The sequence below is a fragment of the Roseovarius mucosus genome (assembly GCF_002080415.1).
Lineage (GTDB): Bacteria > Pseudomonadota > Alphaproteobacteria > Rhodobacterales > Rhodobacteraceae > Roseovarius > Roseovarius mucosus_A.
Genome location: NZ_CP020474.1, coordinates 3,593,913 through 3,612,971 on the forward strand (window position 1 = coordinate 3,593,913; position 19,059 = coordinate 3,612,971).

The 19,059-nt window shown below is 64.1% G+C and carries 18 protein-coding genes; 2 read left to right on the forward strand and 16 right to left on the reverse strand.

Annotation, left to right across the window (positions count from 1 at the left end; all coding sequences use genetic code 11):
* Nucleotide 1: 1 nt before the first annotated feature.
* Complete coding sequence (gene recN, locus ROSMUCSMR3_RS17100) at nt 2-1,651, forward strand: DNA repair protein RecN (protein ID WP_081508101.1); 1,650 nt, start codon at nt 2-4, stop codon at nt 1,649-1,651.
* Nucleotides 1,652-1,736: 85 nt separating this feature from the next.
* Here the strand turns inward: recN and ROSMUCSMR3_RS17105 are convergent, their stop codons facing one another.
* Nucleotides 1,737-3,113 (reverse strand): FAD-binding oxidoreductase, encoded by a 1,377-nt coding sequence (locus tag ROSMUCSMR3_RS17105; protein ID WP_081508102.1) that lies wholly within the window; start codon nt 3,111-3,113, stop codon nt 1,737-1,739.
* Nucleotides 3,114-3,199: 86 nt separating this feature from the next.
* Between ROSMUCSMR3_RS17105 and ROSMUCSMR3_RS17110 the strand changes: the two genes are divergently transcribed.
* Nucleotides 3,200-4,888 carry a chloride channel protein gene (locus ROSMUCSMR3_RS17110; protein WP_081508103.1) on the forward strand — a complete coding sequence of 563 codons (1,689 nt, stop codon included), beginning with the start codon at nt 3,200-3,202 and terminating at the stop codon, nt 4,886-4,888.
* Nucleotides 4,889-4,894: 6 nt separating this feature from the next.
* On the opposite strand, the gene ROSMUCSMR3_RS17115 is transcribed toward ROSMUCSMR3_RS17110, so the two are convergent.
* The 15 genes from ROSMUCSMR3_RS17115 to ROSMUCSMR3_RS17185 form a co-directional block, all read right to left on the reverse strand.
* Nucleotides 4,895-5,236, reverse strand: a complete 342-nt coding sequence (locus ROSMUCSMR3_RS17115) for a DUF427 domain-containing protein (RefSeq protein WP_008280170.1) — start codon at nt 5,234-5,236, stop codon at nt 4,895-4,897.
* A gap of 64 nt (nt 5,237-5,300) precedes the next feature.
* On the reverse strand, nt 5,301-7,103 hold the full coding sequence (locus tag ROSMUCSMR3_RS17120; protein WP_081508104.1) for an aminopeptidase P family protein: 1,803 nt from the start codon (nt 7,101-7,103) through the stop codon (nt 5,301-5,303).
* A gap of 115 nt (nt 7,104-7,218) precedes the next feature.
* On the reverse strand, nt 7,219-9,096 hold the full coding sequence (gene cobT / locus ROSMUCSMR3_RS17125) for a cobaltochelatase subunit CobT (protein ID WP_081508105.1): 1,878 nt from the start codon (nt 9,094-9,096) through the stop codon (nt 7,219-7,221).
* A 19-nt stretch (nt 9,097-9,115) separates the two neighbouring features.
* The gene (cobS, locus tag ROSMUCSMR3_RS17130) at nt 9,116-10,102 is read right to left on the reverse strand and encodes a cobaltochelatase subunit CobS (protein WP_008280174.1); all 987 of its coding nucleotides are present in this window, start codon (nt 10,100-10,102) and stop codon (nt 9,116-9,118) included.
* A gap of 125 nt (nt 10,103-10,227) precedes the next feature.
* Nucleotides 10,228-10,881 carry a Crp/Fnr family transcriptional regulator gene (locus ROSMUCSMR3_RS17135; protein ID WP_081508106.1) on the reverse strand — a complete coding sequence of 218 codons (654 nt, stop codon included), beginning with the start codon at nt 10,879-10,881 and terminating at the stop codon, nt 10,228-10,230.
* Nucleotides 10,881-11,753: a 3-hydroxyisobutyrate dehydrogenase gene (gene mmsB / locus ROSMUCSMR3_RS17140; RefSeq protein ID WP_081508107.1), complete on the reverse strand. Its 873-nt coding sequence runs from the start codon at nt 11,751-11,753 to the stop codon at nt 10,881-10,883. Before mmsB ends, ROSMUCSMR3_RS17135 begins: the two co-directional genes overlap by 1 nt.
* Nucleotides 11,750-12,799 carry an enoyl-CoA hydratase/isomerase family protein gene (locus ROSMUCSMR3_RS17145; protein ID WP_081508108.1) on the reverse strand — a complete coding sequence of 350 codons (1,050 nt, stop codon included), beginning with the start codon at nt 12,797-12,799 and terminating at the stop codon, nt 11,750-11,752. The genes mmsB and ROSMUCSMR3_RS17145 overlap by 4 nt, the downstream gene beginning before the upstream one ends.
* Complete coding sequence (locus tag ROSMUCSMR3_RS17150; RefSeq protein WP_008280178.1) at nt 12,796-13,938, reverse strand: acyl-CoA dehydrogenase family protein; 1,143 nt, start codon at nt 13,936-13,938, stop codon at nt 12,796-12,798. Before ROSMUCSMR3_RS17150 ends, ROSMUCSMR3_RS17145 begins: the two co-directional genes overlap by 4 nt.
* Before the next feature lie 245 nt (nt 13,939-14,183).
* Entirely contained in the window at nt 14,184-15,458 is a 1,275-nt protein-coding gene (locus ROSMUCSMR3_RS17155; RefSeq protein ID WP_081508109.1) for a RelA/SpoT domain-containing protein, read from the reverse strand.
* A gap of 192 nt (nt 15,459-15,650) precedes the next feature.
* On the reverse strand, nt 15,651-16,760 hold the full coding sequence (locus ROSMUCSMR3_RS17160) for an ABC transporter ATP-binding protein (RefSeq protein WP_081508110.1): 1,110 nt from the start codon (nt 16,758-16,760) through the stop codon (nt 15,651-15,653).
* Nucleotides 16,757-16,939: a hypothetical protein gene (locus tag ROSMUCSMR3_RS17165; RefSeq protein ID WP_081508111.1), complete on the reverse strand. Its 183-nt coding sequence runs from the start codon at nt 16,937-16,939 to the stop codon at nt 16,757-16,759. Before ROSMUCSMR3_RS17165 ends, ROSMUCSMR3_RS17160 begins: the two co-directional genes overlap by 4 nt.
* Nucleotides 16,908-17,126 carry a Com family DNA-binding transcriptional regulator gene (locus tag ROSMUCSMR3_RS21925; RefSeq protein ID WP_081508112.1) on the reverse strand — a complete coding sequence of 73 codons (219 nt, stop codon included), beginning with the start codon at nt 17,124-17,126 and terminating at the stop codon, nt 16,908-16,910. Before ROSMUCSMR3_RS21925 ends, ROSMUCSMR3_RS17165 begins: the two co-directional genes overlap by 32 nt.
* A gap of 133 nt (nt 17,127-17,259) precedes the next feature.
* On the reverse strand, nt 17,260-17,622 hold the full coding sequence (locus ROSMUCSMR3_RS17175; protein WP_081508113.1) for a hypothetical protein: 363 nt from the start codon (nt 17,620-17,622) through the stop codon (nt 17,260-17,262).
* Nucleotides 17,612-17,929: a hypothetical protein gene (locus tag ROSMUCSMR3_RS17180; protein ID WP_081508114.1), complete on the reverse strand. Its 318-nt coding sequence runs from the start codon at nt 17,927-17,929 to the stop codon at nt 17,612-17,614. The genes ROSMUCSMR3_RS17175 and ROSMUCSMR3_RS17180 overlap by 11 nt, the downstream gene beginning before the upstream one ends.
* 11 nt (nt 17,930-17,940) lie before the next feature.
* The gene (locus tag ROSMUCSMR3_RS17185; protein ID WP_081508115.1) at nt 17,941-19,053 is read right to left on the reverse strand and encodes a pyocin knob domain-containing protein; all 1,113 of its coding nucleotides are present in this window, start codon (nt 19,051-19,053) and stop codon (nt 17,941-17,943) included.
* Nucleotides 19,054-19,059 lie beyond the last annotated feature (6 nt).

Sequence of the window (19,059 nt, forward strand, 5' to 3'; positions counted from 1 at the left end):
GATGCTGCGCGCGCTTGAGATTCGCGACATGCTGATCATTGACCGGCTGGACCTTGTGTTTCAGCCGGGTCTTAACGTGCTTACCGGCGAGACGGGGGCGGGCAAATCAATCCTTTTGGACAGTCTGGGCTTTGTGCTGGGCTGGCGCGGGCGGGCGGAATTGGTGCGCCGGGGGGCGGATCAGGGCGAGGTGGTAGCCGAGTTCGAACTGCGCCCCGATCATCCGGCGCGCGCGGTGCTGCGCGAGGCGGGATTGCCCGAAGAGGACGTGCTGATCCTGCGTCGGGTCAACAGCGCGGATGGGCGCAAGACGGCCTGGGTCAATGATCGGCGGGTCTCGGGCGAGGTGTTGCGACAGCTATCGGATGTGTTGGTAGAGTTACACGGTCAACAGGATGATCGCGGCCTGCTCGACCCCAAGGCGCATCGCGATTTGCTGGATGCTTATGGTGATCTGGGCGCGCGGCGCGAGGGCGTGCGGGCGGCGTGGCGCGATCTGGGCGCGCAGCGCAAGGCGCGCGCGGCGGCGGAGGCGGCGCAGGCGGCGTTGCGGGCCGAGGAAGAATTCCTGCGCCATGCGGTGGCGGAACTGGATGCGCTTGACCCACAGCCGGGCGAAGAGGTGGAGTTGGACGCGCGCCGTCGCATGATGCAGGGCGCGGAGCGCATTCGCGAAGACATTGCCAAGGCCGCCGAGGCGCTGGGCCTTAACGGGGCCGAAGGGGCGGCGGGCGACGCGCTGCGCTGGCTTGAGGGGGCGGCAGAGCGGGCCGAGGGGCAGCTGGACGAGGCGATTGCCGCCATCGGCCGGGCGCTGGTGGAGCTGGACGAGGCCGGGCGCGGCGTGCTGCGCTGCCTTGAGGCGCTGGATTTCAACCCGGTGGAGTTGGAGGCGGTGGAAGAGCGGCTGTTTGCGATCCGTGGGCTGGCGCGCAAACATGGAGTTCTGGCGGATGATCTGGCAGGCTTTGCCGAGGGGCTGCGTGGGCAATTGGCGGCGCTCGACCGGGGTGATGCGGATATGCGCGCGTTGGCGGCGGCGGTGGCCGAGGCCGAGCGCGTCTATGGCGCAGAGGCCGAAGCGCTGAGCCTGGCGCGGGCCGAGGCCGCCGCGCGGCTTGATCGGGCGGTGATAGCGGAACTGGCCCCGCTCAAGATGGAGCGGGCGGTGTTCACCACCGAGATTGGCCGGGCGGAGCCGGGAGCATCGGGGCAGGACGAGGTGGTGTTTCGGGTGGCCACCAACCCCGGCGCGCCCTCTGGTCCGCTGGCCAAGATCGCCTCGGGCGGGGAGCTGAGCCGGTTTCTGCTGGCGCTCAAGGTCTGCCTGACGGGCACGAACAGTGGTGTCACGATGATCTTTGACGAGATCGACCGGGGCGTGGGCGGGGCCACGGCGGATGCGGTGGGCCGCAGGCTGGCGCAATTGGCGGCGGGTGGTCAGGTGCTGGTGGTCACGCACTCGCCGCAGGTGGCCGCGCGCGGCGCGCATCACTGGCGGGTGGAAAAGCGGGTCGAGGGGGAGGAGACGCTCTCGACCGTGCGGGCGATGCGCGGGGGCGACCGCGTGGACGAGATCGCGCGGATGCTGTCGGGCGAGCGGATCACGCCCGAGGCCCGCGCCGCCGCCGAGGCGCTGATGGAGGGGTGAGGTTTGGGGGCGCTGCCCCCGCCGCCCGTGCCGGGCGTCCCCCCCGAGGTATTTTTTGGCCAGATGAAAGTGGGGGCGGGGTGCCTCAATTCCTCGGTGGGACCAGTTTGCCGGGGTTGAGGATGTTGAGCGGGTCGAGGGCGTGTTTGAGTGCGCCCATCAGCGCCCAGCCGCCCCCGTGTTCGCGCTGCATATAGTCTAGTTTTCCCACGCCGATGCCGTGTTCTCCGGTGGCGGTGCCGCCAAGGGCCAGGGCGCGCGTGACCATGCGGTCGGAGGCGGCTTTGGCGGCGGTGAGTTCGTCGGGGTTGTCGGGGTCGATGAGCAGGACCGCGTGGAAATTGCCGTCGCCGACATGGCCCAGAATGGGGCCCATCACACCCGCCTGGTCGAGATCGGCGCGGGTCTCCTCGATCGCTTCGGCCAGTTTCGAGATCGGCACGCAGATGTCGGTGACGATGGCGCGCGCGCCGGGGCGCTGTCCAAGGATCGCGTAATAGGCATTGTGGCGCATGGCCCAGAGGGCGGTGCGGGCCTCGGTCTGGGTGGCCCAGTCGAAATCCGAGCCCTTGTGCTCGCGCGCCAAGGCGCCAAAGCTTTCGGCCTGTTCGGCGGTGCTGGCGGGCGTGCCGTGGAACTCGAGCAGGAGGTGGGGTTTTTCGGGCAGGGTCATCTTGGCATGGGCGTTGACCGCGCGCACGCTTTCGGTGTCCATCAGTTCGATCCGCGCGATGGGGATGCCGCATTGGATGGTGTCGATCACGGTGGCGACGGCATCGGCGACGCTGTCAAAGGCGCAGACCGCGGCCGATATCGCCTCGGGCTGGCCTGAGAGGCGCAGGGTGAGTTCGGTGATGAGACCGAGCGTGCCCTCGGCCCCGACGAATAGCCCGGTGAGGTCATAGCCTGAGGAGGATTTGCGCGCGCCGGTGCCGGTGCGGATCACCTCGCCCTTGGCGGTCACGACCTCGAGCGCCAGAACATTGTCGCGCATGGTGCCGTAGCGCACGGCGGTAGTGCCGCTGGCGCGGGTCGAGGCCATGCCGCCCAAAGAGGCATTGGCACCGGGATCGACGGGAAAGAAGAGGCCGGTCGCGCGCAGGGCGTCATTGAGCGCTTGGCGTGTCAGGCCCGGCTGCACCCGCGCGGTCATATCTGCCGTGGCCACGTCGAGCACGGCGTTCATCCGGCTGAAATCCACCACGATGCCGCCGCGAAAGGCCTGCGCCTGCCCTTCCAGAGAGGTGCCGGTGCCCCAAGCCACCACCGGCACGCGGTGGCGGGCGCAGAGGGTGACGATCTCGGCCACCTCTGCCGTCGTCTCGGGATAGGCCACGGCATCGGGGGGGCTGGGTGGAAAATGCGATTCGCTTTGGCCATGCAGGGCGAGATCGGACTTGGACAGGGTGATCCGTTGGCCTAGAGAGGATTGGAGGTCTGCGATGGCGCGGGCAATGTCCATGGATGTGCTTTCTGAGAGAGGCGATGGGCGTAGCCTAATGCATGCCGCGCTGACGGAAAAGCGCGCGCGAGGCGTGAAGGGGAGCGATGCAGGCCGAAGAGCCATCCTTTTGGGGCCAGTTGCGCCGGAGCATGGGCGAGAGCCTGCGCGAAGGCTGGCGGGTGCTGCGCAAGCGGGGTCCGAGCCAGTTTCAATTCTGGCTTATCGCTCTGGGAATCGGGATTGCCGCGGGGTTCGCGGCGCTGCTCTTTCGCAAGGGCATCACCGCCTTGCAGCAGCTGGTTTATGGCACCGAGGATGTGGCGCGTCTGCATAGTTTTGCAGAGCATTTGCCGTGGTATTGGATCCTAATGTTGCCCATCGCGGGCGGGCTGGTTGTGGGGCTGATCCTGCACCGGTTCACGCCGGATGGGCGGGTGCGTTCGGTGGCGGATGTGATCGAGGGGGCCGCTCTTTATGAGGGGCGGGTCGAGCGGCGCGAAGGTCTGGCCTCGGCTGCGGCGTCACTCATTACGCTGGGCACGGGCGGGTCTTCGGGGCGCGAAGGGCCGGTGGTGCATCTGGCGGGCGTCATCTCTAGCTGGGTGAGCGACCGCATCAATGCCGATGGTGTGACGGGGCGCGATCTTTTGGGCTGTGCCGTGGCGGCGGCGGTGTCTGCCTCGTTCAATGCGCCCATTGCCGGGGCGCTTTTTGCGCTGGAGGTGGTGCTGAGGCATTTCGCGGTGCATGCCTTTGCCCCTATCGCCATTGCCAGCGTGGCGGGCACGGTGATCAATCGGCTGGAATTCGGCGGTGTGACCGAATTCAGCCTGCCGCAGGCGAGCGTGCTGGAATTCTATGCCGAATTGCCGGCCTTTCTGATCCTTGGGCTGATTTGCGGGGTGGTGGCGGCGGCGCTGATGCGGGCGATCTTTTTGGCTGAGGATGTGGCCGGGCATGTGCAGGCGCGGATGGGCCTGCCGCGCTGGCTGCGGCCTGTTGGGGCGGGGGCGCTGCTGGGTCTTATGGCGATCTGGTTTCCGCATATCATCGGCGTGGGATACGAGACCACCTCGGCGGCCCTGACGGGCAAGCTTTTGTGGCATGAGGCGGCGGTGTTTGCCGTGCTCAAGGTGGTGGCGGTGGCGATCACCATTGGCGGGCGCATGGGCGGAGGCGTGTTTTCACCTTCGCTGATGGTGGGCGCGCTGACGGGGCTGGCCTTTGGCCATGTGGCGACCGCACTGTTGCCCGAGGTTTCGGGCGCGCACACGCTCTATGCATTGGCGGGCATGGGCGCTGTGGCGGCGGCGGTGCTGGGCGCGCCCATATCGACCACGCTGATCGTGTTTGAGTTGACCGGCGACTGGCAGACGGGGCTGGCGGTGATGGTGGCGGTGTCAACCTCGACGGCGCTGGGATCACGGCTGGTGCGGCGGTCGTTCTTTCTGGCACAGTTGATGCGGCGGGGCATCCGGCTTGCGGCGGGACCGCAGGATTATCTGCTGGGGATGTTCCGGGTGTCCAAGGTGATGCGTGCGCCCGATGACGCGCGCGCAGCGGATGAGGCGCAATGCTGGTCGTTGATCGAGCAGGGGGTGTATCTGGACGTGACCGCCACGCTGGAACAGGCGATGCCGCTTTTCGAGCGGGCAAATGTGCCCTTTGTGCCGGTGGTCACGCTGTCGGGGGGGGATCAGCCGCCCGAATTGTCGGGCGCGCTGTTTCATGTGGATGCGCTCAAGGCCTATAACCGCGCCTTGGCGGCGGTGTCAGAGGAAGAGCACAGCTAAAGCCGGTCAGACCCGTTCGACGGTCACAGAGTCGGTTGCGTAGAAGGCAATGTGATCCTTGATCTCTGCCACTTCGGGTTTGGGCGATTCATAGCTCCAGGCGGCATTCTCGAGGGTTTGGCTTTTGGTGATGATCGAGTAATAGCGCGCGTCGCCTTTGTAGGGGCAATGGCTGAATTGTTCGGTTTCATCGAGAAAGGCCATGGCGATATCCGCACGCGGGAAATAGATCACGAAAGGATAGTCCCCTTCGGTCAGTTCCAGTGCATTGCGGCTCTCGCCCAGAACGGCGCCACCAGCGCGGACCGTCCAGGTGCCTTCGGCCTTGCGAATCGTGATACGTGCCATTGTCCATCCCCTTGTTCTTTGATCTTGATTTTTTGGTGTGACGCAGGAACCTAACAGGAATATGTCAGCTTGTCTGCGTTACTTTCTCCAACCATAGCCGCGCTTGGGGCGAAAGCAGAGGGCCAATCTTGTCGCGGCAGGCCCTGTGATAGGTATTCAGCCAGTCGCGTTCCGGTATGGAGAGCATATCACGGTCGATGAGGCGGGTATCGAGGGGTGTATAGGTCAGGGTTTCGAACCCAAGCTGCGTTGCGCCGTCGCCGTCGGGCAGCGGGTTGAGCGCTGTCACGACGATGAGATTCTCGATTCGGATGCCAAAAGCGCCCTCGCGGTAATAGCCGGGCTCGTTCGAGAGAATCATGCCTGGCTCTAGCGGCACCTCGGAGAGCCGCGAGAGGCGTTGCGGGCCTTCGTGGACGCAAAGATACACGCCAACCCCGTGGCCGGTGCCATGGGCGTAATCCTGATCGGCCAGCCAGAGGGGTGCGCGCGCGATGGCGTCAAGGTCTCGGCCTGCGAGGCCGCGTGGGAAGCGCAGCCGCGAGATGGCGATCATGCCCTGCAACACGCGGGTAAAGGCCGCGCGCTCGGCGGCACCGGGGGTGCCGATGGGGAGGGTCCGGGTGATGTCGGTGGTTCCGTCGAGATATTGCCCGCCACTGTCGAGCACGAGCAAGTCGCCATCAAGCAGGCGGCGGTTGCTGGCCTCGGTCACGCGGTAATGCGGCAGCGCGCCATTAGGGCCGGAGCCTGCGATGGTGTCAAAGCTGATGTCGAGGAGTTGCCCGGTGGCGGCGCGGGCCTGCTCAAGCTGGCGCACCACGTCGATTTCGGTGAGCGTGCCGGGGGATTGCGCGTCAAACCACGCCAGAAACTCGCACATTGCCGCCCCGTCGCGCAGATGCGCGCTGCGGGTGGCGGCAATCTCGGCGGGGGTCTTGCGCGCCTTGGGCAGGATGCAGGGATCGGCCCCCCAGACATGGGGCACGCCTGCCCCGTCAAGCACTTGCACCACGCGCAGCGGCACATGGGCGCGGTCAAGGCGCACCGGGCCGGGGAGGGCGGCAAGGGCGGTCTCGAAGGCCTCGGGGGGGCTGAGGGTGATCTCGGGCCCAAGATGCGCGCGGGCGGCGGCATCGAGCTTGGCGGGGTCGGTGAAGAGGGTGGCGCGCCCGTCATCGCGCAGGATGGCAAAGCCCTGTGCGACCGGGTTGCGGGGAATGTCACGGCCCCGGATGTTGAAAAGCCACGCAATCGAGTCGGTGAGGGTGAGGACCGCCGCTGTCTGGCCTGCGGCGCGCAGGGTTTCCGCCAAGGCGGCGCGTTTTTCGGCGTGGCTGGTTCCGGCGAGGGTGTCGGGCCATGGGGTGATGGCCCCCTGCGGCGGGGCGGGGCGGTCAGGCCAGATGCTGTCGATCAGATTGGTGTGGGGTTTGAGGTGGATGGCGGTGCCCGAGAGCGCCTCGGTCAGGGCGTCGATCTGTTCGGGGGTGTAGAGCCAGGGATCAAAGCCCACGGTGCCGCCCTCTGGCAGATGTTCGCGCAGCCATGGGCCAAGGCGGGTGTCGGGCCAATCAACGGGGGTGAAATGCGGGATGGCGACCTGTGCGCGAACCTGCACGCGGTAGCGCCCATCGGTAAACACGCCCGCCACATCCGGCAGCACCGCGCAGAACCCGGCAGAGCCGGTAAAGCCGGTGAGCCATGCCAGACGATCATCGCAGGCGGCGACATATTCGCCCTGATGCGCGTCAGCGCGGGGCACGAGCCAGCCCGCAAGCCCGGCCTCGGCCATGGCGCGGCGCAAATTGGCCAGACGAGGCGGGCCCTGATCGGGGCGGGCGGATTGGGTGAAGGACTGGAACATGCGGTCTCCTGCGGGGCGGTCGGGGTTTGGGGGCGCTGCCCCCGTCCCGGATTTCATCCGGGCCTCCCCCGAGGTATTGAGAGCCAGATGAAACCGGCCAGAGGACACCGGGGCATCAGCCCGCGCGGCGGATGCCCATGACGCGGGCGCGGGCGCGCGGATCGCTGTCAAAGAGCGCGGCCAATTGTTCGGTCATGGCCCCTGCCAGTTGGTCGGCATCGGTGATGGTCACGGCGCGCTGGTAATAGCGGGTGACGTCATGGCCGATGCCGATGGCCAAAAGCTCGACCTGTTTGCGACGCTCGACCATGGCGATCACATCGCGCAGGTGTTTTTCCAAGTAATTGGCGGGGTTGACCGAGAGGGTGCTGTCATCAACCGGCGCGCCATCGGAGATCACCATCAGGATCTTGCGCGCCTCTTTGCGCTGGATCATGCGGCGATGCGCCCATTCGAGCGCCTCGCCGTCGATGTTTTCCTTCAAGAGCCCCTCTTTCATCATCAGCCCGAGATTGTCGCGGGTGCGGCGCATGGGGGCGTCGGCGGATTTATAGATGATATGGCGCAGGTCATTGAGGCGGCCGGGCAGTTGCGGGCGCCCCTCGGCCAGCCATTTTTCGCGGCTCTGGCCGCCTTTCCACGCGCGGGTGGTGAAGCCGAGGATCTCGACCTTGACCGAGCAGCGTTCGAGCGTGCGCGCCAGAACATCGGCGCAGATGGCGGCGATGGAAATGGGGCGGCCGCGCATCGAGCCGGAATTGTCCAGAAGCAGCGTCACCATCGTGTCGCGGAACTCGGTATCCTTTTCCACCTTGAAGCTGAGCGGGGTGGTCGGGTTGGCCACCACACGGGCCAAGCGGCCTGCGTCCAAGATGCCCTCTTCGCGGTCGAATTCCCAAGACCGGCTTTGCTGCGCCTGAAGGCGGCGTTGCAGCTTGTTGGCAAGGCGGCTGACAGCACCTTTGAGCGGTTCCAACTGTTGATCGAGATAGGCGCGCAGGCGTTCCAACTCGACCGGGTCGGCGAGGTCTTCGGCGCGGATTTCTTCGTCAAAGGCGGTGTTGTAGACGGCGTAATGCGGATCGGCGTCGGAAATGGGCGCAGGTGCGGGCGGCTCAAGCGGGGCTTCGCCCTCGGGCAGCTCGGTTTCATCCTGCATCTCGTCGTCAGCCAGCTCCTCCATGCTGACCTGTGCCTGCGCCGCGTCCTGCTGTTCGTCCTGAGAGCGTTCGGGATCGGCTTCGGCTTCGGTTTCGTCGCTGTCGTCCTGACCGGTGCTGTCGGGCTCTTCTTGTTCTTCGCCGCTTTCTTCGGCCTCGTCCTGCTGGTCGTCATCCATGCTGTCGGGGTCATCGCCCAACTGGTCGCCGTAGCCGAGATCTTCGATCATGCGGCGGGCGAATTTGGCGAAGGCGGTCTGATCGGCGAGAATATCCTGAAGCGCGCCGAGCGTGCCGCCAGCCTGTTCCTCGATAAAGCCGCGCCAGAGGTTCATGACGTTTTGCGCGCCTGCGGGCATGTCGCGGCCCGTGGCGAGGTGGCGGATGAGGTAGCCAGCGGCGGCGGGCAGGGGGGCATCGGCGGTGGAGGTGATCCGCTCGAACCCCAGACGATTGGCATCCTGTGCGATCTTGGCGTCGATATTGGTGGCGGTGCCGGGCATGTCGCGGGCGCCCACCGCCTCGCAACGCGCGGTTTCCATCGCCTCGTAGAGGTCGCGCGCCATGTCGCCGGGGGGGGCGTAGCGGGCATGGGTGCCCGCGTCGTGGAATTTGTGGCGCAGCGCCAGCGCATCGGCGGTGCCGCGCGCCAAAAGCACCTCTTCGCGGCTCATGCGGCGGGAGACCTGCGGCAGGCGCATGGCATCGCCGGAGATACCGCTGGGGTCCACCGAATAGCTGACGGTCAGTTCAGAATCGTCGGCCATCACCTTGGTGGCGTTGGCGAGCGCCTTTTTGAACGGATCGGCGGGGTTGTCGGTGGGTTTGTTCATCGGGCTGTCCCAGTGGCGCTTAGCGCACTTTTACATTCGCGGCACTCTCGGGCAGTTCCTCGTCAAAGCAGCGCTGGTAGAATTCGGCGACGGTCTGACGCTCCAACTCATCGCATTTGTTGAGGAAGGTGAGGCGGAAGGCGTAGCCCACGTTGCGGAAGATGGTGGCGTTTTGCGCCCATGCGATCACGGTGCGGGGGCTCATGACGGTTGAAAGCTCGCCATTCATGAAGGCCGTGCGCGAGAGGTCTGCGACTGTGACCATGCGGCTGATGGTCTTGCGCCCCTCGGCGGTGTTGTAGAGCGGGTTCTTGGCGATCACGATAGCGGTTTCAGCGTCATGGCTGAGATAGTTCAGCGTGGCCACGAGCGACCAACGGTCCATCTGGCCCTGGTTGATCTGCTGGGTGCCGTGATAAAGCCCGGTGGTGTCGCCGAGACCCACGGTGTTGGCGGTGGCGAAGAGGCGGAAATAGGGGTTGGGCGAAATCACCTCGTTCTGGTCCAGAAGCGTGAGTTTGCCATCCGCCTCGAGCACGCGCTGGATCACGAACATCACATCGGCGCGACCGGCATCGTATTCGTCGAACACAATGGCGGTGGGGTTGCGCAGCGCCCAAGGCAGAATGCCTTCGTGGAATTCCGTGACCTGCACGCCGTCGCGCAGTTTGATCGCATCCTTGCCGATCAGGTCGATCCGGCTGATGTGGCTGTCAAGGTTGACGCGCACGCAGGGCCAGTTGAGACGGGCGGAGACCTGTTCGATATGGGTGGATTTGCCGGTGCCGTGATAGCCTTGGATCATCACGCGGCGATTGTGGGAAAACCCGGCGAGGATCGCGAGCGTGGTGTCGGGATCGAATTTATAGGTCGAGTCGAATTCCGGCACGCGCTCGGTCCGGGTGGCGAAGCCTTTGACGATCATATCGGTGTCGATACCGAATGTCTCGCGGACCGAGATTTCCTCGGTCGGTTTCGCGTTGATGTCCATCATTCCGTCAGCCATTCCGCCGGTCCTTTAATCGGGTCGTTTCTCAGATATCGTCGTGCAACATATCGCAGCAGAGGGCAAGGGGAAGGGGCAAGATTGCGCTGGCCTTATGAGGGTTGCGAGATTGGCCTCATGGTCGGTCATTCGGTGCTTTGGGCGATTTCGGCAAGGGATTCGGCGTCGAGAATCCGCACCAAGCCGCGCTCAACGGTCACGATACCCCGCCGCGCCAGCGCATCGAGGCGGCGCGAGACCACTTCGCGGGCGGAGCCGATCATCACGGCGATTTCAGCATGGGTGGCGCGCAGGATGTCATTCTCGGCGCGGTCGAGCAGGCATTGCGCAAGCCGGGTTTCGATCCGCTGAAAGGCCACGCGGTCGAGCAGGTGCATCATGGATTGCAGGCGTTGCGCGAAGGCGGCGAAGACGAAATGCCGAAAGCTGTCGGAGAGGTCCATCAGGTGCAGGAACGTATCGCGGGGGACCAGTACGAGTTCGGAGGGGGCGCGGGTGATCGCCTCGCCGGAATAGGCGTCACCGCCCATCAGGCCAAGGGTGGATTGCACGCAGCTTTGGCCCGGCTCGACGGCGTAGAGCAGCAGTTCTCGGCCCGACGCGCCGGTCAGATAGACCTCGACCCGGCCCGAGAGCATGATGACAAAGCCCTTGACCGTATCGCCGGGGTGAAAAAGCACGGTGCCCGCTGGCGCGGTCATCGGCGTCAGGCGGTCGAGAATGGCGCGCGCCTCTGGCTCGAGCACGGGCAGGCCGGGTGCGCGCGCCACCCACGGCATCAGCCGCGCCCGCGTTTCTCGAACCGGGGCAGCATGGCCGAGAAATCGCGGCCCTTGCCATCTTCGGCTTCCACGAATTGCGCGTAAAGATCGCAGGCGGCGCGGCCCATGGGGGTGTCGGCATCAGCCGTCTCTGCCGCCTGTTGCGAGAGGCGCAGATCCTTGAGCATGAGATCGGCGGCAAAGCCCGGTTTGTACTCATTGTCGGCGGGCGATTTGGGGCCAACGCCCGGGGCCGGGCAATAGGCATTCATCGACCATGAGTAGCCCGAGGAGGTTGAGACCACATCAAACATCGCCTGCCGGTCGAGGCCCAGTTTATCGGCCAAGGCAAAAGCCTCGCAGGTGGCGATCATGGTCACACCAAGGATCATGTTGTTGCAGATTTTGGCGGCCTGCCCATTGCCGGAGGGGCCACAATGCACCGCTTTTTGCCCCATGATGTCAAAGAGTTCGCGGGCGATGTTAAAGCCTGTTTCGTCGCCGCCCACCATGAAGGTGAGCGTGCCGGCGGTGGCCCCGCCGACGCCACCCGACACGGGTGCATCAAGCGCGGAGAGGCCCGCCGCCTGCGCCTCTGCCGCGACATCGCGGGCGCTGGCGACATCGACGGTCGAGCAGTCAAGCAGCACGGCACCGGGGGTCATGGCCGGGATCACCTCGGACGTGACCTTGCGCAGGATGGAGCCATTGGGCAGCATGGTGATGACCACGGCCGCACCGCGCGCGGCCTCGGTGGCGCTGGCGGCCATGGTGACGCCGTCGATCTGCACCGCTGCCATGTCATAGCCGGTGACGTCATGCCCGGCCTTGGCGAGATTGGCCGCCATCGGCGCGCCCATATTGCCCAGCCCGATAAACCCGATTTTCATGTCTTTGCCTCCTCCAGCGTCAGGGCGTCTTTGCCCAAGGGTTGCAGCATCTGCGCCACGGCACTGCCCGGCAAGCTGTCAAGCCCATGTTTCCAATGTGGTTTTCTGTCCTTGTCGATGATCGCGGCGCGGATGCCTTCTAGGAAATCACCCTGTTCCATGGCACGATAGGTGAAACGGTATTCAAGGCCAAGGGCGCGCCCGATATCGGCCGCGGGGCCGCGCAGACGGTGGATCATCTCGATGGTGCAGGCCATCGAGAGGGGGGAATTGCGGCTGAGGGATTTTACCGTGTCGCGGGCAAAATCGCTGTCCTCGGCGCGTAGCGCGTTGAGGATGTCGCGCAGCGTCTCGCCGCTGAAATGCTGGGTGATCTGCGGGGTGAGGGCGCGCAGGGGGCCGGGGGGCGGCGTTTGCGCATGGTCGGTGATGAGGCTTGGGTCGCCGGTCTCGCTCAGTTTTGCGATGAGGGTGGGCCACATGAGCTGTGGCACGTAAGTATCAGCGAAGCCTGCGTAAATCGCGTCATCCGGCCCCATGCGTGTGCCGGTGGTGCCAAGGTATTCGCCCAAGCGCCCCGGCGCGCGGGCCAGGATCAGCGAGCCGCCGACATCAGGCACAAGGCCGATGCCGCATTCGGGCATGGCGATTTGCGTGCTTTCGCAGGTGATGCGGTGCGACCCGTGACAGGAAATGCCCACGCCGCCGCCCATGACAAACCCCTGCATGAACGCGATATAGGGTTTGGGATAGCCTGCGATCTTGGCATTCAGGCGGTATTCATCGGCCCAGAAGCGACGGCCATAATCGTAATCGCCCGCGCGCCCGGTGTCATAAAGCTGCTGAATGTCGCCGCCGGCGCAAAACGCCTTGTCCCCTTCGGCGTCGATCAGGATCAGGGCCACGTCATCGTCGGTGCGCCAGTCCTCCAGCGCCGCTTCGATGGCCATGGCCATCTCGTAACTCAGCGCATTCAGCGCCTTGGGGCGGGTGAGGGTGATGCGCCCGACGCGCCCCTTTTTGCGGATGTGGATATCGGCGGTCATTGGCCCGCCAGCATCTGCCGCGCCACGATCAGGCGCATGATCTCGTTGGTGCCTTCAAGGATTTCATGCACGCGCAGGTCACGGACCAGTTTTTCAATCCCGTAATCGGCGAGATAGCCGTAGCCGCCATGCAATTGCAGGCATTGGTTGACCACGCGGCTGCCGGTTTCGGTGACGAATTTCTTGGCCATGGCGCAGAATTTCGTGGCATCGGGGGCGTCATTGTCAAGCTTCCACGCCGCCTGGCGCAGAAAGGTGCGGGCGGCCTGAAGCTCGATTTCCATATCGGCAAGGCGGAATTGCAGCGCTTGAAACTGGTCGATCGGTTTGCCGAAGGCGCGGCGCTCGGCCATATAGGCGAGGGTTTGGGTGAGGCCCTGCTGCGCTGCGCCCAAGGAACAGGCGGCGATGTTGAGGCGGCCACCGTCAAGGCCATTCATCGCATAAGTGAAACCTTTGCCGTCTTCACCCACCAAATTCTCGGCAGAAATGTTGCAATTGTCAAACTGCACCTGCCGGGTGGGTTGGCTGCGCCAGCCCATTTTATCCTCGAGCCCGCCATAGCTGAGGCCCTCTGTGCCCGCCTCGACATAGACGGTCGAGATGCCCTTGGGGCCATCGCCGCCGGTGCGGACCATGACGATATAGGCGTCGGAATAACCGCCGCCCGAGATGAACGCCTTGGTGCCGTTGAGGGTATAGCCCGCATTGGTGCGCTCGGCGCGGGTCTTGAGGGCGGCGGCGTCAGAGCCGGAACCGGGCTCGGTCAGACAATAGGACAGCACGGTTTCCATGGTCAGGGCGCGGGGCAGAACGCGCGCCTTCATCGCGTCAGAGCCGAATTTGTCGATCATCTTGGCGCACATATTGTGGATCGACAGGAACGCCGCGACCGAAGGGCAGGCCATCGAGAGCGCCTCGAACACCAGCGTTGCCTCAAGGCGCGTAAGGCCAGAGCCGCCCGCCTCCTCGCTCACATAGAGGCCGCCAAAGCCAAGGGCGGCGATTTCCGGCCAAAGCTCCTTGGGGATGGTGCCCGCCCTTTCCCAATCGCGGGCATGGGGCGCGATGCGGTCCTGTCCAAAGGCGTGCGCCATGTCGAAAATGGCGGTCTGTTCCTCGGTAAGGGCGAAATCCATCGGCGGCTCCTCTGCGCTGAAATGAACGGCTGTTTAATTAACAACTATTTCAGAACTATTGCAAAGGCCAGTGTTGCGTGACTGTTGTTGTAGCGTGACTGTTGTAGCGTGTGTAGCGTGACAGCGAAGTTTGCAGTAAATTACACTCTAGTTTACAGCAACGCAATTTTGGAAGAGCGGGTGTCAGGAGCTTGACCGGCGGACGTTACCGCCGCGTCGCTACCCTAGATCCTATGTACGCGGTGTCACTCGCCCTCTAGCCATAACTTGAGATCCTCATTGAACCGGCGAAGGTTGCCGCTCTCAAAGGCAAAGTAATCCTCATTGCCCGGGCTAAATAAATACGTCCCGTAAACACCCTTTTCCCACCGGCCAACCAGATCGCCGCCCCAATAGACTTTCCGCGTATAATCCAAGTACACGACTTTCCCCTTATTGGAAGTCGGCGGGTCTTTCGGGAGGAAGCTTAAATCCAGCATGTCCAAAGTACTCTTCCGCTTTGGTGGCTTCGCCCCCTCGAGGTCATCCAGAATCTCAATGAATGAGCGGGTATCTGCGAAGTAGTTTGGGTATGCTTGCCGAAGCGAGGCCATGTTATCAACGCTAACCTCAATGCTCTGTTTTGTCTCGTCAAGAGAATCCTCTAAATCGTCGAAAGCAAACAGCTCTCGCCAAGCTGGACTTACCTGAATATTCCCAGTCTCCCTGTTCATTCTGAGCATGTATCTGGAGCCATAGGAACCTCCATTGGTGTCAGCTTCATGCATGAACTGGCTGAATGTACTTAAGTTGTGTTTGACGTTGAGATTCTTCGAAAGCTCCCTTGCCTCGCGCCGGAGGTCTTTGGGGCTCATTGATAAGTGTTCTCCAAGCGGCTGGCCCTCAAGTTCAGCAATATGACCGCTCATGAGAGTCAAGAAACGTAGCCACTCAGTATTCCCTTCACCCGCCTTCAGGTCCTCGGTGCGCATCGAGCCAACTGCCTCGACCGTGGTTGCCCAAACATGTTGAAGCTGGGTGCGTAGTTGAATTTCAACGTTACACCCGACGTGTTTTTCGCCTGCGCCGCGCTCGCCAAACTTTAGGATCAAATGAATGCTTCTGTATCCGCTGGTCTTTGGGTTCGCGATATAGTCAGTCTTCCGACGCACCCGCCCTCCGTCATCAACGGTCTTGTACTTGCTCAGCACTTCTTGAAGAGCATCCATGCTAGGGACGATTGCGCGGCATCCAACAAGGTCTTGCATCTGGTCGAGTTCCGCACTCCGCCGAAACAGCTTCTTTCGTATGGAAAATAAGCGCTTCAGACGCCCGGCGGTGAGGCCGCCCTGCGGTTTGACTAGTCGGGTCAGCTTTGCGCGCTCGCGCACCATCGGGTAGGCGTGGTGCAGGCGCCAGTTGTGCACAATTCGAAAGGCTTCTTCGACTTCCGGCGTCCTTTGGACAGCGCCGCCAAGGAGACGCCCCGCTAGTTTGATCTGGTTCTTTGAGTAGCGACGTTCAATGCTCAGTGTGTACATGTCCTAACGAAATTCCTCTGCCCAGATTTCATTAGAATACTAGGCTGCATTTGCCCTGCATTAGCAATCAAATCAACCAACGCGGCCGCGCCATCGTCAAGGTGGCGCTGGTCTTGGGTCACAATTGGGGCACGTTTCGATAGCCCGACAGCCATTTTCAACACCCCTTTAACACCCCCCTAAACACCCCTCTCACTCCACATACCGAAACCCCTGCACGGCGCGAAAGTGCCCGCCGTAGCCGGTCCCGGCGGGCTTGAGACCTTTGCGTGCCCGGGCGGCGGCGAGGGTCTTCATGCTGCGCTCCTTCGATTCGGCGTAGAGGATGGCCGAGACCTGCGCCCAGAGGGGATCGCGGCGGAGCGCCGCGGCGAGGCCGGGGTGCGAGGTATGAAAGAGCATCGGCATCGGTTTGTCATAACGGTTCACGCCGCGCCGCCAGAGGGCGCAGACCTCGTTGAGAAAGCGCAGGCCCAGCCCTGCGCCCTGCCACTCGGGCATCACGACAAGGCGACAGGCGCGACCCTCGACCAGCCCCGGCCGGGTGGAGACGGCGAGATGCGCCACGGGCGCGCCGTCGACGAAGCCCACGTAGTAATTCGCCGCGATCATGCGGGGCAGCTTCAGGTAGTGATGCGGCTCAAAGGCGGGCCAGAAGGAGCCGTCTGTCTGGTGAATGTCCATGGCAATGCGCGGTGCCCGTCGAAGACGCCTCCAGCGGAACTCGGCCCGGCGAGTGTCGATCACCCAATCGGGCTGTAGCCAGGACACCACGTCCTCGTGACAGGTGACGGCGACGAACTGGCCTTTGCCGCGCCGCCATGCCTTGGCAAAGGCGGCCGCCCCGATCTGGGCCACGCGCCGGTCGATGGTCGAGGTGAACTCGTCGAGAATGGCAAAGCTCGGCCGCTCGGCCAGAATGCGCGCGAGCTCAGCCCGGAATTGCTCGCCGGTCGAGAGGTGGCGGAATGGCCGCAGCCAGCTCGGCACCGTGCCAAGGCCCACGGCCGAGAGGGCCGCCGCCACGGCATCGAACGCGCCCTCCGGGTCAATTGCGTCGATCAGCGCGCCCTCGGGCCACGGGCGTGGATCAAGCTGCGCGCCAAAGGCCGCGCGGGCGAGGGAGGATTTGCCGCTGCCCGAGGGGCCGACGATGAGGCCGATCTGCCACGGACGGGCCAAGAGATCGGCCTCGACCTCGAGGCGGAAATCCGCGTCGCCCTCGACGTTGAAGAGGCTGGAGACTCGGGCCGCGCGATAGGTGTCCGGGATGGGGCTGGCGTGGTGAATGGCGAGCTTCATGTCACCACCACGCGGCATTTGAAGCCTTGGCGGCGCAGGCGGCCGAAGGCGTCCACTTGGGCCGCCTCGTCCTCGAGGAGGACAATGACGCCATATTGCCGCCGGTAGCGGGTGCCCTTGGGCAGGCCCGGCGCACCGGGCGGCAAGTCAGGTTTCGGGAGTGTGGTCGATCTGGCCAAGTTTGGCTCCTTCTCTCTGCGCAGCGCGCTTTGGGGGAAGGGCTCTTGGCCTCAGGATATTCATCGCCCGGCAGCGCGGGCACTTGATCGAGACGCCGGATATTTGCGCGCCTCTCTCATATTTAAATAGCAAACGGCTGCAGGCGCAGCAACGCAGTTCTAGACCTTCCAAATCGAATCGCCTCATAAAGTCGCCGCCCCTTTGGGGCAGGGAGCGGCCATGAGGTTATGTCTGGTCGGCGGGGTTTCTGTTTGGCGACTGTGCCCCGCGTCCCCGGGCGTATCTTCCTGAACGCTCGGGGCCTCCTGTGGTTTTGGGATCAGAACCGCGCGGCGAGGCCTGCGACGCCCTCTGGCACCTCCGGCCAGAGCGGATCGTCGCCCGTCTCGATAGCGCGACGGCACTCGGCCTGCATCGCGGCCACCCATGCTTTCCAGCCCTGCGCCAATTCCAGATCGCCCTCGATCAGACCGGACGCGGCCAGAGCATCCGCGCGGGGGCTGCCGCCCAAGACGGCCGCCATAAACACGATCCCGGCTTGGGCGATGTTCATCTGCGTGGTCTCTGAGCCGACAAACAAGATACGCGACCGGCAGTCGGTCTTGATCAAGGCGGCACGAGCAAAGTTGTCTGCTAGGGTCTTGGCCTCGGCGGTGACGGCTTGGGCGAAATCAATCTGCATCGGGGGTCTCCAACTCATAGGGCGGCAGGGTCACGGGGCCGTTGCCCGTAAGGGTGAGGGGCGCGGGAAAGAGCGTTTCTTGCGGCGCGTTGGCCCCGTGCGGCAGCACGAGCGTGAGGCGCAGCGTGCCGCCCACACGCTCGACCGGGCCTGCGAACCAATCGCTTGCGATGGCCTCGCGCGGCAGGGTCGCGCCCTCGGGCAGCGGCGTGAAATCGAGCACCTCGCCATTAAGCGTGAGCGCATCGCCGGTGCGGCTTAGCGTGAGGGGCGTGTCGCGGCGGGTGGGGGAAAGGGTGATCTGCATGGGTGTCTCCTTTAGAACCAGCGGCCGGTGGCAATCAGATCAACAGTGCGATTGGCGGCAGCTTGCGTGGTGACGGCGGTCACGGCCCAAGGGCCGGATGTAGCATTTGGAGCACTGTGCGACGCGGCTCCAAAGGCCGAAGCGGCGTTTGGCATCGCGACCAGTTTTGGCGCGCTGGCCGAAAGGAATTCCGCCGGAAACGTCCAGTTCTGCCCGCCGCTCCGAAACCCGCCCAAATAGGCGACGTTGATCGCGAGGTTGACCGTCAACGTATGCCAGCAAATCTGTGTACCATCTGCAAAGCGCACATAATCGCCATTGGCATTGCTGCCCCGCTCGATCACGGCCCCTGTAGGGACGCCGCCGGATTGGCTCACGGTGCCGACGAGGTTGGCCCTTGTCGTGATCTCAGTCCAGGCGGACCAGACTGGGCCAACGGTATCCGTAAGGTGCCTCACAAAAATCTGGCTGCTGACCCCAAAGGCGATTTGCAAGAAGCCGCTGGCCCCCGAAGAGGCCAAGCGTGTCATGTGCAGGACGACGCCTGCTGAACTCGGTGCGCCGGTGGTCGTGCTAGCGTAGCGATGAAAGCCGGTTGTGGTCACGGTATCCAGAGATGCTGGGGACAAGATAGAAGAGGTTTCCCCAAGGCCGTGCGCCCGGTTCAGCAGCACCCGTCCCGCTGTGGCATCGGAAGGGGAGGATTGTTCAATCGTTGTCCGTGCCAAGAGCGCGCGTGCAGCTGGGGTCAGATCTGCCAGCGCCAACGTGCCCAAGCCGGTGAAGTAAGGCATTTTGTTCGCTGCCCCTTCCAAACCGGCAAGGCTCGTGAGGTTGCCAGAGCCGAGCGCTCCGACAATCTGGTTGAGCGCCACGAGCGACCGCTCGCCCGCGTCGATCAGGCGGATCGAGTAGTTTGCCGATGCCTGTCCACCGCCGGGCCAAGCGCGGGCAAGGGTGATCGAGGTGGCGCTGTTGACCGAGGCAATCTCAACCGTGAGGCCCGCTGCGCGGAAATCGTCACCGGGCAGGATGCCGCCCGCGATCCAGTTGGTGCCCACGCCTGTGACGGTCGTGCTGCCGTTGCTGACCGAGATGGTCCCCGTGGTATAGGTCGTCGTCATCCCTCA